A 13,401-nucleotide genomic window follows, 5' to 3' on the forward strand; every position below is an offset into this window, starting at 1 on the left:
AGGGCCCCATTTCCATAAAGAAGCCCTGCCCGGGCAGGATCAGCGGGTACGGACGCCGTCGGCCAGTTCGGCGCTGAGCGACCGGAGCCGGTCCAGCCCCGTGGCCCGGTCCGGGGCGTCCAGCACGCACCGGATGAGCGCGCTGCCGACGATCACCCCGTCCGCGAACGCGGCCACCTCGGCGGCCTGCTTGCCGTTGCCGACGCCGAGGCCGACACCGACCGGCATCTCCGGGTCGGCGGCGCGCACCCGGGCCACCAGTTCCGGCGCCTGCGAGGACACCGACGTACGGGCGCCGGTGACGCCCATCAGCGCGGTGGCGTAGACGAAGCCCCGGCAGTTGGCCACGGTCATCGCGAGTCGAGCGTCGGTCGAGGAGGGCGCGACCAGGAACGTACGGTCGATCTTGTGCTGGTCGGAGGCGGCGATCCACTCGCCCGCCTCGTCCGGGATCAGGTCCGGCGTGATCAGCCCGGTGGCACCGGCCGACGCGAGGTCACGGGCGAACGCGTCGACACCGTACTTCTCGATCGGGTTCCAGTAGGTCATCAGCACGACGGTGGCGCCGGCCGACGAGACCGCGTCGATGATCTTCAGGGTGTCCCGGGTGCGGACGCCGCCGGCGAGCGCGATGTCGCTCGCCTTCTGGATGACCGGGCCGTCCATGACCGGGTCCGAGTACGGCAGCTCGACCTCGATGACGTCGCACCCGGACCGGTGCATCTCGATCATCTGCTCGATGCTGTCGTCGACCGTCGGGAAGCCGGCCGGCATGCAGCCGACCAGCACCGCCCGGTTCTCGGCCTTCGCGGTGGCGAAGGTGGACGCGATGCTCACGTGTTCTCCCCGGGGACGACCGTCTCGACCGGGTCGAGGATGCCGAAATAGGCGCCGGCCGTGTGCACGTCCTTGTCGCCGCGACCGGACAGGTTGACCACGATGGTCGGGGTCCGGCCGAGTTCCTCGCGGAGCCGCGGCGCGATCTTCGCGACGCCGGCCAGGGCGTGCGAGCTCTCGATCGCCGGGATGATCCCCTCGGTGCGGCAGAGCAGCTGGAACGCCGCCATCGCCTCGGCGTCGGTGACCGGCTCGTACGTCGCCCGGCCGCTGTCGTGCAGCCAGGCGTGCTCCGGCCCGACGCCCGGGTAGTCCAGGCCCGCCGAGATCGAGTGCGACTCGATGGTCTGGCCGTCCTCGTTCTGCAGCAGGTAGGTGCGGTTGCCGTGCAGCACGCCCACCGAACCACCGGTGATCGACGCCGCGTGCCGGCCGGTCTCCACGCCGTCGCCGCCGGCCTCGAAGCCGTACAGCCGGACCTTGGTGTCTGGCACGAACGCGTGGAAGATGCCGATCGCGTTGGAGCCGCCACCGACGCACGCGGCGACCGCGTCCGGCAGCCGGCCGAGCTGCTCCAGGCACTGCGCCCGGGCCTCGACGCCGATGCCGCCGACGAAGTCGCGGACCAGCTCCGGGAACGGGTGCGGCCCGGCCGCCGTGCCCAGCAGGTAGTGCGTGGTGTCGACGGTGGTGACCCAGTCGCGCAGCGCCTCGTTGAGCGCGTCCTTGAGGGTCTGCGAACCGTTCGTCACCGGGATCACGGTGGCGCCGAGCATCCGCATCCGCGCCACGTTCAGCGCCTGCCGCTCGGTGTCCGTCGCGCCCATGTAGACCACGCACTCGAGGTCGAGCAGCGCGGCCGCGGTGGCGCTCGCGACGCCGTGCTGGCCGGCACCGGTCTCGGCGATCACCCGGCCCTTGCCCATCCGCTTCGCGAGCAGCGCCTGACCGAGCACGTTGCGCACCTTGTGCGCGCCGGTGTGGTTCAGGTCCTCCCGCTTGAGCAGGATTTCCGCGCCCAGCTCGGCGGAGAGCCGTTTCGCCCGGTAGAGCAGCGACGGCACGCCGGCGTAGTTCAGCAGCAGGTCCTGGAATTCGGCCTGGAACTCCGGGTCGGCCTTCGCCGACCGGTACGCCGCGTCCAGCTCGTCCAGCGCCTTGATCAGCGCTTCCGGGACGAACCGGCCGCCGTACGGACCGAAGTGCCCGGCCAGGTCCGGCAGCGAGGGGGCGGTCATCGGACCGGCCGCGGCGTCGCCGGGTGGTTGCCCGCGTTGACCAGTTCGGCGACCGCGTCACGCGGCGACTTCTGGGTGACCAGGCCCTCGCCGACCAGGACCGCGTCGGCGCCCGCGGACGCGTACCGGATCAGGTCGTGCGGGCCGCGCACGCCGGACTCGGCGATCTTGACCACGTTGTTCGGCAGGCCGGGCGCGATGCGCTCGAAGACCGACCGGTCCACCTCGAGCGTGCGCAGGTCGCGGGCGTTGACCCCGATGACCTTCGCGTTCGCCTCCAGCGCCCGGTCCGCCTCCTCCTCGTTGTGCACCTCGACGAGGGCGGTCATGCCCAGCGACTCGATGCGCTCCAGGAGGCCGACGAGCACGTTCTGCTCGAGGGCGGCGACGATCAGGAGCACCAGGTCGGCGCCGTGCGCCCGGGCCTCGTGCACCTGGTAGCTGGAGACCACGAAGTCCTTGCGCAGGACCGGGATCTTCACCGACCTGCGCACCGCGACGAGGTCGTCCAGCGAGCCGCCGAACCACCGGCCCTCGGTGAGCACGCTGATGCAGCGTGCGCCGCCGGCCGCGTACTCCCCGGCCAGCTCGGCCGGGTCCGGGATGTCGGCCAGCGCGCCCTTGGACGGCGACGACCGCTTGACCTCGGCGATCACCGCCACACCGGGCTTGCGCAGGGCCGCGTACGCGTCGATCGCCGGTGGCGCCGCCGCCGCGAGTTCACGCACCTTCTCCAGCGGCGTGCGCTCCTGGCGTGCCGCTACGTCCTCACGCACACCGGCGAGGATTTCCTCGAGAACGTTCTGCGGAGCCGCTCCGCGCTGCGCGGGGCCGCCACTGCCCGCTTCCGCCTGATCGGATGTCACGTAATGACTCCCCTCTCCGGGTGTCTTCGGCCCGATGCTAGGAGGTAGCGGCCGTCCCCGGGCTCCCGGGGTATGGCGCGCCTCACGGATTGGTCTGGGGCATAATGCCAGGCTGCCCGGGGCGAGTGTCACGTCGCTCACATCGACCGGCCGCCCTCCGGGCCGCTGTGCTGGGGCCCTTCCCCCGAACGGTCGATACCACGGCGCGTTGACCCTCTCGTCACGGTGCGGAAATAGGACTCCCCCATCATGACTGTCGGGCAGACTTGTCCCGGCACTCACCTGCCGCCAGCCGGACGATGAATTGCGGAGTCGACCTCATGGCCACTGCCTCTCCCACCCAGCCGATCGGTTTCGTCACCGTCTCCCGGGCCCTCGTCGCGCTCGCCGCCGACGTGGTCACCGAGGTGCAGCGCGCCGTCGTCGGCCCGGCCAACGTGCCGACCGCCCGGGACAACGCCTGGGCGGCGATCCAGGCCGACCGGGCCCGCGCACAGGCCCGGGCCGAAACCAGCCGGGCCGTCGCCGCGATGGTCAAGGCGAGCCCGCGGCACCGCGCCCGGCCGAAGGCGCTGGCCGCCGCGCGCTGAGGGAAATGCCCTGTACGGGTGAATCAGCGGGCCGTCGGGTCGTCGCCCCGGTCCAGGGCGTCCCAGAGCGACCGGTTGTCGGCCGGTCCGGTCTCACCCGGTTCCCGCGTGCCGGTCGTCGCCGGTGGGGCGGACGGGACGGTGCTCCGCTCGTACCGTGCCGACATGGCCGACCAGAGATGGCCGTGCCGCGCGGCGAGCACGCCGCCCGCCGCCACCGCCGCGCCGCCCAGCACGCAGGCCACCGGCCAGATGACCGCCGCGGCGCCGGCCTCGCCCGCGTCGAGCGTGACGCGCGCCAGCAACCCGCCCACGACGATGCCCGCGCCGATCAGCGTGAGCAGCACACCCAGCCCGCGCCGCACCCGGCCGCGGGTGGCGAGCAGCGCGCCGGTCCCGGCGAGGGCGACGAGCGCGAGACCGATCAGCCACGGCTGGGACTCGGCGCCGGTCTGCTCGGTGCGCAGGTCGGAGAGGCCGGTCCGCTGCTCCACCTGGATCGACCAGACCCGCGTCACGGCGTAGAGGGTGAGCCCGGCCCCGGCCAGGCAGGCCGCGATCGAGGTGAGGTGGGTGCGCCGGCTCATCGGGCGGCGCGCAGCGTCTCGGCGGCGGCGATCGCGGCGAGCACCGCGGCCGCCTTGTTGCGGGTTTCCTGCTCCTCGGCGGCGGGGTCGGAGTCGGCCACGATGCCCGCGCCCGCCCCGACGTAGGCGACACCGTCCTTGAGCAGCGCGGTCCGGATCGCGATCGCCATGTCCATGTCGCCGGCGAACCCGAAGTAGCCGACCGTGCCGCCGTAGAGGCCGCGCCGGGTCGGCTCCAACTCCTCGATGATCTCCATGGCCCGGACCTTCGGCGCGCCGGAGAGGGTGCCCGCCGGGAACGTCGCGGCGAGCGCGTCGAACGCGGTCCGGTCGGCACGCAGCCGGCCGACCACCGTGGACACGATGTGCATGACGTGGCTGTAGCGCTCGATGCGCGCGAACTCCGGCACCTCGACGGTGCCCGGTTCGCACACCCGGCCCAGATCGTTGCGGCCCAGGTCGACGAGCATCACGTGCTCGGCGCGTTCCTTCGGGTCGGCGAGCAGTTCGGCGGCGAGCGCGGCGTCCTGCTCGGGCGTGGCGCCGCGCCAGCGGGTACCGGCGATCGGGTGCAGCAGGGCCGTCCGGTTCGCGCTGACCTTCAGGTGGGCCTCCGGCGACGAGCCGACGATGTCGAAGTCGTCGAAGCGGAGCAGGTACATGTATGGACTCGGGTTGGTGGCCCGCAGCACCCGGTAGACGTCGAGCGCGTTCGCGTCGGTCGGCCGCTCGAAGCGCTGCGCCACCACGATCTGGAAGCACTCACCGGCCCGGATCGCCTCCTTGGCCGTCTCCACCGCCTTCTGGTACTCCCCCGGCAGGGTCCGGCTGACCGGCTCACCGGGCGGCCGGCGGTCCACCGTGGAGACCATCGGCGGGGTGGGCCGGGACAGTGCGGTGGTCATCGCGTCCAGCCGGCCGACCGCCTGGTGGTAGGCGGCCAGCCGGGCGGTGTCGTCGGCGTCGCCGGCGAGCACCGCGTTCGCCACCAGCAGCGCCGAGCCCTCGTGGTGGTCGAGGACCACGAGGTCGGTGGCGAGCATCATGCCGAGTTCCGGCAGGGGCACGTCGTCGGCCGCGGTGGCCGGGATCCGCTCGAACCGGCGGACCAGGTCGTAGCTGAGGTAGCCGACCATGCCACCGGTGAGCGGCGGAAGGTCCGCCTTGGGTTGCGCGCCGCCGGTCAGCGCGGCCACCGTCTCCCGCAGGGCCACCACCGGATCACCACCCAGCGGTACGCCCTCCGGCGGCGTTCCCAGCCAGGCGGCCTGCCCGTCCTTCTCGACGAGCGTCGCGGCGCTGCGGACCCCGATGAAGGAGTAGCGCGACCAGGCGACGCCCTGCTCGGCCGATTCGAGCAGGAAGGTGCCCGGCCCACCGGCCAGTTTCGTGTAGACCCCGACCGGGGTCTCCCCGTCGGCGAGGAGTTTGCGGGTGACCGGCACCACCCGGTGCCGCCGCGACTCGGCGAGGAAACCGCTCTCGTCCGGAACCACCACTCCGCTGGTCATCAGCCCTCCACGGCGAGGTCGTCGGTGAAGCAGGTGTGCGTGCCGGTGTGGCAGGCCGCGCCGGTCTGCACCACGGTCAGCAGCAGCGCGTCGCCGTCGCAGTCCAGCGACACGCTCTTGACCTGCTGGTGATGGCCGGAGGTGGCGCCCTTCACCCAGTACTCCCCGCGGCTGCGGGACCAGTAGGTGGCGCGGCCGGTGGCCAGGGTGCGGCGCAGCGCCTCGTCGTCCATCCAGGCGAGCATCAGGACGTCGCCGGTGCCGTGCTCCTGCACGATGGCGGCGACCAGTCCGTCGGGGTTGCGCTTGAGCCGGGCGGCGATCGCCGGGTCGAGAGACGTCTCTGCTTCGGGTACGGGCACGGACTGGATTCTCCCCCATCGCCCGCGCGACCGGTAACGACCCGCGGGGGGCCCACGATCCGGTAACCAGGGGTGTGCTGGGCCTTGCGGAGCGGTACCGTCGCCGGAGCGCGGTACGTGCCCAGATGCCCGGCGCCCACCGTCCTGGTCGTGTCCGCACCATTTCGCCACGGCCCCGGTGGGCGCGCATTCGCAACGGGAGTGGTGAATCCGAGATGGAGCCGACGTCCAGCCCCGACAACACCCGGCCGGCACCCGGCCTCGCGCGGTTCTGGCAGGTGCGCCCGGAGACGGGGAGCCCGGCGGCGTACCCGTCCGCCGGCGGGGACGAGATCACCTCCCGCCGCCCGGCCGATCCGCCCGCGACGCCGGCCGACCTGCTGACCGGCTTCGGGGTCCGGCCCGCGGCCCCCCGGCCGGCGGCACCCGCCGCCGGACCCCGGCCGCCGGCACCCGCCGCCGATCCGTTCGGCCTGACCCGGGCGGGCCGGCGATCCGGCTCATCGGGCCCGCGCCAGCCCGCCGCCGGCCGCCCGGCCGTCGCCCCACCCGCCGGTGACCGGCACGGCGATCCTGATCACTCAGGCCTGACGGACGATCGGTCCGGGCCGGTCCAGGACGTAAAGTCCTCGGAGCCGGAGGCCGGTGACACGTCCCCGAGCAGGGACGGCACCTTCGGCGGATTTCGCCTCGGCGGCACCGGACGCTTCCTGTTCGGCGGTCGCGGCGGTGCCGAACAGCACCGCCCGGAGACCCCGGGCGAGCCGGCGCCGCAGCCGGAACCCGTTCCGGAACCGGAGGCCGCTCCGGTTGCGGATGTCGCCGAACCCGGCGACTCTCTAGTCGCCGAAGAAGCAGGAGACCCGGTCGACGACGAGTCGGCCGGCGCGACACCGGCGGACGATCCCGCGGCGGAGACGCCGGCGGACGCCGACCAGGACGCCGCCGACGGGGCGGGGCCCAGCGACGAGAACGGACGTGAGGACATGAACGGACGGGCAGGGGCGCCCGGTTACGCCCAGACCGGCGAGGCGTCGGGCCCGGACGGCACGACCGTTCCGGCGGCGGGCGACACCGCCGAGGAGGCGCCGGCCGACTCCCCGCGCGCCGCCGCGGGCTGGGCCGCCGTGCCGAGTGCGACGCACCCGGTCATCCCGACCTCCGGCAGCCCGGCTGCCGGTCCGATCTCCGGCGTGCCGGTCTCGCCCGGGTTCGGACCCGGCGCCTACCCGCCGGTGGCGGGCTTCACGCCGGACCACCCACCGCTCGAGCCGGTCTCCGGCGCGCCGCTCACCGAGGCGCAGGAGCCGCAGCAGGCACAACAGCAGGCACCGCAGGCGCCGGAGCAGCAGCCCGCCGACGCGAGCCCGACCTCGGGCGCGCCGGTGTCCAGCGCGACGGCCGCCGCGATCCAGTTCCCGACGGTGCAGATCCCGGCCACGCGTACCCCGCCGGACCTGGCCGTCGACCGGCCCGCCGAGAACAGCGCCCCGGCCACCGCCGACGGCGGGTTCGGGTTCGGCGCGAGCGGTTACAGCCTGGGCCGTGCCGGTGAGGCGTTCGGCGTGGCGTCGGTGACCCCGGCCGGACCGGCCGCCGGTTCGGTGACACCGCCGCCGGCCGAGTTCCCGGCCTTCGCGTTCCCGGAGTCCGGCGTGACCGGTCTGGCCGTGGGCGGCACGCGCCGCGGCGGGCACGACGAGGAGCCGGGCGGGGCGCGACGCTCGGCCAGCCTGGAGGACGTGGAGCCGATCCGCCGGGCCACCGGCCGCCGGCCCGCCGCGGACGAGCTCGCGGTCGCCGGTGCGGCCGAGGCCGGCCGCACCGTCTGGGACGAGGACGCGGCCCGGCACTTCCGGGCGGCGTGGCACGAGGTGAAGGCGGAGTTCGTCGACGACCCGGTCACCGCGCTCACCCGCGCGCACGACCTGCTCACCGACGCGGTGAACGAGCTGACCGAGGTGCTGCTGGCGGAGCGGGACGACCTGGACCCGCTGCGCGGCACGGACACGCCGGACACTGAGAGCATGCGGATGGCGATGCGCGGTTACCGGGAGTTCCTGGACCGGATCCTGTCGCTGTAAGAAGCGCGGGGTCGGGGTGAGGAAGGTGTGACAACGACGACGGGCGGCACCCCAGGGGTGTCGCCCGTCGTCGTCCGTGGTGTGGTGTGCTCTGCCGGCCGCGGCACCGGCCGGCAGAGCACGAAGGTGGGATCCCGCAGCCCGACGGCGGCAGAAGGGGGCTGCGGGATCCCACCCGCTCAGGGGAGCACCGGGTGCTCAGGCGGCCGGGTGGCCCGCCGCGCCGGCGTCCGCGGTGGTGCAGCGCCGGCAGAGGATCGGGTGCAGCAGGTGGGCCAGGTCGTGCCGGTCGGTGACCGGGCGCGGGAAGGCCAGCCGGGCGCTGCGGTTCTTGCCCATCCGGACGAGGAAGCCGTACCTGTCCATCCGCACCACCCGGGGCTCGTCGCCGGGCCGGGCGGCCGGGCCGAGCTGCCGTTTCACGTAGTCGCTCATCTCGTCGACGTGGTGGTCGGCCAGGTCGGCGATCAGGTCGAACTCGACGGCGCGCAGCGGGTCCGGGGTGGCCTCGGCGTAGTCGTCGGGGTCGATCTCGACGAGATTCTCGTTACGTTCGAAGCGGACCTCGGCCACGTCCATCCGGTGGAGCGCCTGGCTCCCGCCGATGTCGAGCAGGTCGCCGCAGGCGTCGGTGTCGGCGTAGTCGAGGGCCGCGGCGCGGGCATCGTCGCCGGTCAGCCGGGATGCCCAGCCGGACACCCAGACCCGGCCCAGCGACGGCGAGCCGGCCATCGGCGGCACGTCGCGGATGTCGAGGACCAGGGCGGTGTCGTCGTTGCCGTCCTGTGGCCGTAGCGCGGCGGCGAGGGTACCCTCGCTGGGCGCCAGCAGTAGTACGCGTCCCTGAGCATCGGTGACGTGCCGGACCGGAAGGGGTCCGGGACGGCATGCGATGTGGGCGACGGCGGGCAGGTGACCGGCGGCGAGCGTACGCGCGATCTCGGCGGGACTGGGTTGCATGACGAGCACCTCCGGGCACCGGTTAGGCTTACCTAAGTTAGGCAAGGCTTACCGTAACAGGAGATCTCTGTTGAACAACTCTCGACCCAAGGCGAAGCTCTCGCGAGCCCTCGGCATCCCCCTGACGCGTAAGTGCGTCAAGTACTTCGAGCGCCGTCCGTTCCCGCCGGGCGTGCACGGCCGGGGACGTCGGAAGGCGTCGGACTACCAGGTCCGGCTCCTGGAGAAGCAGCGGCTTCGCCACCAGTACAACATCAGCGAGGTCCAGATGCGGGCCGCGTACGACGCCGCCCACAAGGCCGAGGGCAAGACCGGCGAGACGATGGTCACGCTGCTCGAGCGCCGCCTGGACGCGACAGTCTTCCGCGCCGGCTTCACCCGGACCATCTACCAGGCCCGCCAGCTCGTCGTGCACGGTCACTTCACCGTGGACGGCAAGAAGGTGGACCGCCCCGGCTACAAGCTGAAGCCGGGTCAGGTCATCGAGGTCAAGGAGACGAGCCGGTCGAAGCCGCCGTTCCAGATCGCCGCGACCGGCACCCACATCGACGGGCCGACCGCGCCGTACCTGTCGACGGTTCTCGAGGAGCTGCGTACCACCGTGGTCCGGGCGCCGCAGCGCTCCGAGGTTCCGGTCCTCTGCGACGAGCAGCTGGTCGTGGAGTACTACGCCCGTTGATGACGGGGCTCATGAATCGCTGAGATGGCGGGTTTCTCGCCGCGGCTGCTTCTCGCCCCGATGGGGGAAGCAGCCGCGGCGGGCGACGCGCACATCTCACCGGCGCACGTCTCTGCCGGTCAGCGCGTCTGTTCCAACCAGCTGGCGTAGAGCTTGGCGTAGATCGAACCATCCTCGGCGACGAGGCGGGCGTGCGGGCCGCGTTGCACGACGCGGCCCGCATCCACCACCAGTACCTCGTCCGCGGCCTGCGCGGTGGACAGCCGGTGCGCGATCGCCACCGTGGTCCGGCCGCGGGTCACCAGGTCGAGCGCGTGCTGCAGGCGCACCTCGGTGGCCGGGTCCACGGCACTCGTCGCCTCGTCCAGCACCAGCAGGTCCGGGTCGGCCACGTACGCCCGGACCAGCGCCACCAGCTGCCGCTCCCCCACGCTGAGCGCCTCGCCGCGCTCGCCCACCGGGGTTTCCAGGCCCTGCGGGAGCCCGGCCAGCCAGTCGTCGAGCCCCAGCTCCACGAACGCCGCCCGCAACTGCTCGTCGGTGAGTCCGGGCTCGGCGAAGCGGATGTTCTCCGCCACCGTCGCGTCGAACAGGAAGCCGTCCTGCGGCACCATCACCACCCGCGAGCGCAGCGACGAGAACCGGACCGCCGGGAGCGGCGTGCCGCCCAGCAGCACCGCGCCCTCGGCCGGGTCCATCAGCCGGGTGAGCAGCTTCGCGAACGTCGTCTTGCCGCTGCCGGTCTCGCCGACCACCGCCACCTTCGTCCGCGCCGGGATCTCCAGGTCCACGTCGTGCAGCACGACCGGGCCGGCGTCGGAGTACCGGAACGACACGTGGTCGAAGCGCACCGACAGCGGTCCGGCGGGCAGTTCCACCCCCCGGTCGTCGGGGTCGGCCACGTCCGGCTCGACATCCAGCACGTCCAGGATCCGGCGCCAGCCGGCGACCGCGTTCTGCGCCTCGTTCAGCATGTCGGTGGCGATCTGCACCGGCTGGATGAAGAGCGTCACCAGGAACAGGAAGGCGGTCAGCTGCCCCACGGTCAGGCCGCCGTCCACCCCGATCAGGGTGCCCACCACGACCACACCGGCCAGCGCGAGCCCGGCACCGATCTCGCCGCTGGAGAAGCTCGTCACACTGGTCCGCAGGGCCTTCTGCTGCGCCATCCGCAGGTCGTCGATCGCCACGTCCAGGCGCTGCCCGGTGCGGCCGGCGACCCCGTACGACCGGATCACCGTCGCGCCGACCACGCTCTCCGCGACCGCGCCGAGCATCACGCCGGTGCGCTCCCGGACGCTGCCGTAGACGGCGGCCAGCCGCTTCTGGAAGAGCCGGATCACCGCGACCGCCGGGCCGAAGGCGAGCAGCACCACGACGGTGAGCTGCCAGGAGTAGACCGCCATCACCACGGTCGAGACGATCAGCTGGCCGCTGGCGAGCAGCAGCTGGATGCCGCCGGTCTGCAGGAACTGGGAGATCTGGTCGACGTCGCTCGTCACCCGGGACACCATCGAGCCGCGCCGCTCGGACTGCTGGTGCAGCATCGACAGGTCGTGGATGTGCCGGAAGGTCCGGGACCGCAGTGCGCCGAGCGCCGTCTCGCTGACCGTGAACAGCCGCCGGGTCATCAGGTACCCGCAGAGGGTGGAGACCACCAGCGCCAGCAGGGTCAGCAGGACCACCGTGAGCACGATGCCGGGGTTCGGCCCGCCGGGCGCGTTGACGCCGCGGTCGATGCCCTGCTGCACGGCGATCGGCACCGCGACCCGGCCGCCCATCTGCAGGAGTGCCAGGCCGATCGTGCCGGCGAGCCCGGTGCGCAACTCGGGCGACAGGGCCAGTCCACGCCGGACCGTCGCGAGGGCGCCCTCGCTGCCGCTCATCGGTTCTCCGCCTTCTCGTACGCGGTGACCAGGTCCCGGTACCCGGGGTGCGAGGCCATCAGCTCGGTGTGGGTGCCGGTCGCCACGACCCGGCCCTGATGCAGGTAGACCACCTGGTCGGCGAGCGCGATGGTGGCCCGCCGGTACGCGACGACCAGGATCGAGGTGCCCGCGTCCCGTTGGCGCAGCGCGCCCAGGATGGCGGCCTCCACGCGCGGGTCCACCGCGCTGGTGGCGTCGTCGAGCACCAGCAGCCGGGGCCGGCCGGCCAGCGCCCGGGCCAGGGTGAGCCGCTGCCGCTGCCCGCCGGAGAGGGAGGTGCCACGCTCGCCGACCTCGGTGTCCAGCCCGGCCGGCAGCTCGCCGACGAACTTCTCCGCCTGGGCGAGCCGCAGCGCGCGGCGTACCTCGTCGTCGCCGATCCCCGGGCGATCGAGCGCGATGTTGCCGCGCACCGTGTCGTCGAAGACGAACGGGATCTGCGGCACCACCGCGGTCGTGCCGGCCAGGGCCGCGCCGGAGAGGTCGGGCAGCTTCATGCCGTCCAGCGCGACGTGGCCGGACTCCGGGTCGACCAGGCGGACCGCCAGGGCGGCGATCGTGGACTTGCCCGAACCCGTCGCGCCGACCAGGGCGACGGTCTGGCCGGCCGGGACCGTGAAGGTCACCTCGTCCAGGACGGGCGGACCACCGGCGTACCGGTACCCGACCCGCTCGAAACGCAACTCCACCGGGCCGTCGCCGGGGACGGTGCCCTGCCCGTACTCGAGATCGCCCTCCGCCGACAGCACCGCCTGGACCCGCTCCCATCCGGCCACGCTGCGCGGCAGCTCGCCGACCACCCACCCGATCGCGCGCACCGGGAAGGCCAGCACGGTGAACAGGAACGCGACGCTGACCAGCTCGGACACGCCTATCGCGCCGCTCTGCAGCCGCCAGGTGCCGAGCAGCAGCACGGCGAGGGTGCCGAGGCTGGGCAGGCTGTCCATCAGCGGGTCGAAGATGCCGCGCAGCCGGCCCACCGAGATCAGCGCGTTGCGCAACTCGTCGACGTGGACCCCGAACCGGCGCGATTCGTCGGCCTCCCGGCCCATCGTCTTGACCACCAGGGCGCCGTCGAAGCTCTCGTGCGCCACCGCGCTGACCTGGGCCCGCATCCGCTGCGCGTGGATCTGCCGCGGCGACATCCGCCGGGAGTAGGCCAGGTTCAGCGCGAACAGCGTCGGGAAGAGCGCCACGCCGACGAGCGCGAGCACCCAGTCGGTGAGGAAGAGCGCGGCCACCGCACCGAAGATCATCACGATCGTGCCGACCGCGAACGGCAGCGGCGCGATCGGGCCGAACGACGCCTCGACGTCGGAGTTCGCGTTGGAGAGCAACGTGCCGGTGGCGTGCCGCTGATGCCAGGCGGGCGGCAGCGACAGATAGCGGCGGGTCACCGCGCGCCGGTACCGGGCCTGCAGCCGGAACTGCATGTACCCGGCGCCGAGACGACGGCCGAAGATGCTCGCCACCCGCAGGGCGCTGATGCCCACCAGGACGGCTACGACCAGCGCGAGCGAGGCGGTGCGCACGCTACCGGCGGCGAACGCCGGCACGACGATGTGGCCGGTGACGAAGCCGACGACGTACGAGTTGGCGATGATCAGCCCGCCGAAGAGGCTGCTGCCGATCGAGCTGATGACGAAGAGCCGTGGTTCCGTGCGGATCGCGTGCCCGAGCACCCGCAGTCCCCGTCTCAGCACGTCATTGCTGGCTCTGCCGCTCAATTTCCTACCCGACTGGTAAGTGTTCGCCGGGG

12 protein-coding genes are annotated in these 13,401 nt (G+C 73.1%); 3 read left to right on the plus strand and 9 right to left on the minus strand.

Annotation, left to right across the window (positions count from 1 at the left end; translation table 11 throughout):
• Positions 1 to 39: 39 nt before the first annotated feature.
• Genes trpA through trpC form a run of 3 tightly spaced genes read right to left on the minus strand, consistent with a single transcriptional unit; the run spans position 40 to position 2,863 of the window.
• Positions 40 to 837, minus strand: coding sequence for a tryptophan synthase subunit alpha (gene trpA, locus LPA41_RS35990; RefSeq protein WP_229075732.1), 798 nt, complete (start codon positions 835 to 837; stop codon positions 40 to 42).
• A complete protein-coding gene (trpB, locus tag LPA41_RS35995) occupies positions 834 to 2,075 on the minus strand; it encodes a tryptophan synthase subunit beta (protein WP_229075733.1) in 1,242 nt (413 codons plus the stop codon). Before trpB ends, trpA begins: the two co-directional genes overlap by 4 nt.
• Positions 2,072 to 2,863: an indole-3-glycerol phosphate synthase TrpC gene (trpC, locus tag LPA41_RS36000; RefSeq protein ID WP_229075786.1), complete on the minus strand. Its 792-nt coding sequence runs from the start codon at positions 2,861 to 2,863 to the stop codon at positions 2,072 to 2,074. The genes trpB and trpC overlap by 4 nt, the downstream gene beginning before the upstream one ends.
• Positions 2,864 to 3,261: 398 nt before the next feature.
• On the opposite strand from trpC, the gene LPA41_RS36005 reads away from it, so the two are divergent.
• Positions 3,262 to 3,531, plus strand: coding sequence for a hypothetical protein (locus tag LPA41_RS36005; protein WP_229075734.1), 270 nt, complete (start codon positions 3,262 to 3,264; stop codon positions 3,529 to 3,531).
• Between the two features lie 23 nt (positions 3,532 to 3,554).
• Here LPA41_RS36005 and LPA41_RS36010 read toward each other — a convergent pair whose 3' ends face one another.
• From LPA41_RS36010 to hisI, 3 genes are read right to left on the minus strand one after another with little or no spacing between them, the layout of a single operon-like run.
• Positions 3,555 to 4,118, minus strand: coding sequence for a Trp biosynthesis-associated membrane protein (locus LPA41_RS36010; RefSeq protein ID WP_229075735.1), 564 nt, complete (start codon positions 4,116 to 4,118; stop codon positions 3,555 to 3,557).
• Positions 4,115 to 5,629, minus strand: coding sequence for an anthranilate synthase component I (locus LPA41_RS36015; RefSeq protein ID WP_229075736.1), 1,515 nt, complete (start codon positions 5,627 to 5,629; stop codon positions 4,115 to 4,117). Before LPA41_RS36015 ends, LPA41_RS36010 begins: the two co-directional genes overlap by 4 nt.
• Positions 5,629 to 5,991 carry a phosphoribosyl-AMP cyclohydrolase gene (hisI, locus tag LPA41_RS36020; protein ID WP_229075737.1) on the minus strand — a complete coding sequence of 121 codons (363 nt, stop codon included), beginning with the start codon at positions 5,989 to 5,991 and terminating at the stop codon, positions 5,629 to 5,631. Before hisI ends, LPA41_RS36015 begins: the two co-directional genes overlap by 1 nt.
• A gap of 215 nt (positions 5,992 to 6,206) precedes the next feature.
• Here hisI and LPA41_RS36025 point away from each other — a divergent pair, with 215 nt between their 5' ends.
• Positions 6,207 to 8,075 carry a hypothetical protein gene (locus tag LPA41_RS36025; RefSeq protein WP_229075738.1) on the plus strand — a complete coding sequence of 623 codons (1,869 nt, stop codon included), beginning with the start codon at positions 6,207 to 6,209 and terminating at the stop codon, positions 8,073 to 8,075.
• Positions 8,076 to 8,273: 198 nt separating this feature from the next.
• Here the strand turns inward: LPA41_RS36025 and LPA41_RS36030 are convergent, their stop codons facing one another.
• A complete protein-coding gene (locus LPA41_RS36030) occupies positions 8,274 to 9,035 on the minus strand; it encodes a DUF2470 domain-containing protein (RefSeq protein WP_229075739.1) in 762 nt (253 codons plus the stop codon).
• Between the two features lie 70 nt (positions 9,036 to 9,105).
• Between LPA41_RS36030 and rpsD the strand changes: the two genes are divergently transcribed.
• Positions 9,106 to 9,714, plus strand: a complete 609-nt coding sequence (gene rpsD / locus LPA41_RS36035; protein WP_229075740.1) for a 30S ribosomal protein S4 — start codon at positions 9,106 to 9,108, stop codon at positions 9,712 to 9,714.
• A gap of 119 nt (positions 9,715 to 9,833) precedes the next feature.
• On the opposite strand, the gene LPA41_RS36040 is transcribed toward rpsD, so the two are convergent.
• Together LPA41_RS36040 and LPA41_RS36045 are read right to left on the minus strand one after the other, a co-directional pair.
• Positions 9,834 to 11,600 (minus strand): ABC transporter ATP-binding protein, encoded by a 1,767-nt coding sequence (locus tag LPA41_RS36040; protein ID WP_229075741.1) that lies wholly within the window; start codon positions 11,598 to 11,600, stop codon positions 9,834 to 9,836.
• A complete protein-coding gene (locus tag LPA41_RS36045; RefSeq protein ID WP_374238255.1) occupies positions 11,597 to 13,345 on the minus strand; it encodes an ABC transporter ATP-binding protein in 1,749 nt (582 codons plus the stop codon). Before LPA41_RS36045 ends, LPA41_RS36040 begins: the two co-directional genes overlap by 4 nt.
• Positions 13,346 to 13,401 lie beyond the last annotated feature (56 nt).

Origin of the sequence: Actinoplanes sp. DH11, from assembly GCF_020873875.1 — a bacterium.
Classification (GTDB): domain Bacteria; phylum Actinomycetota; class Actinomycetes; order Mycobacteriales; family Micromonosporaceae; genus Actinoplanes.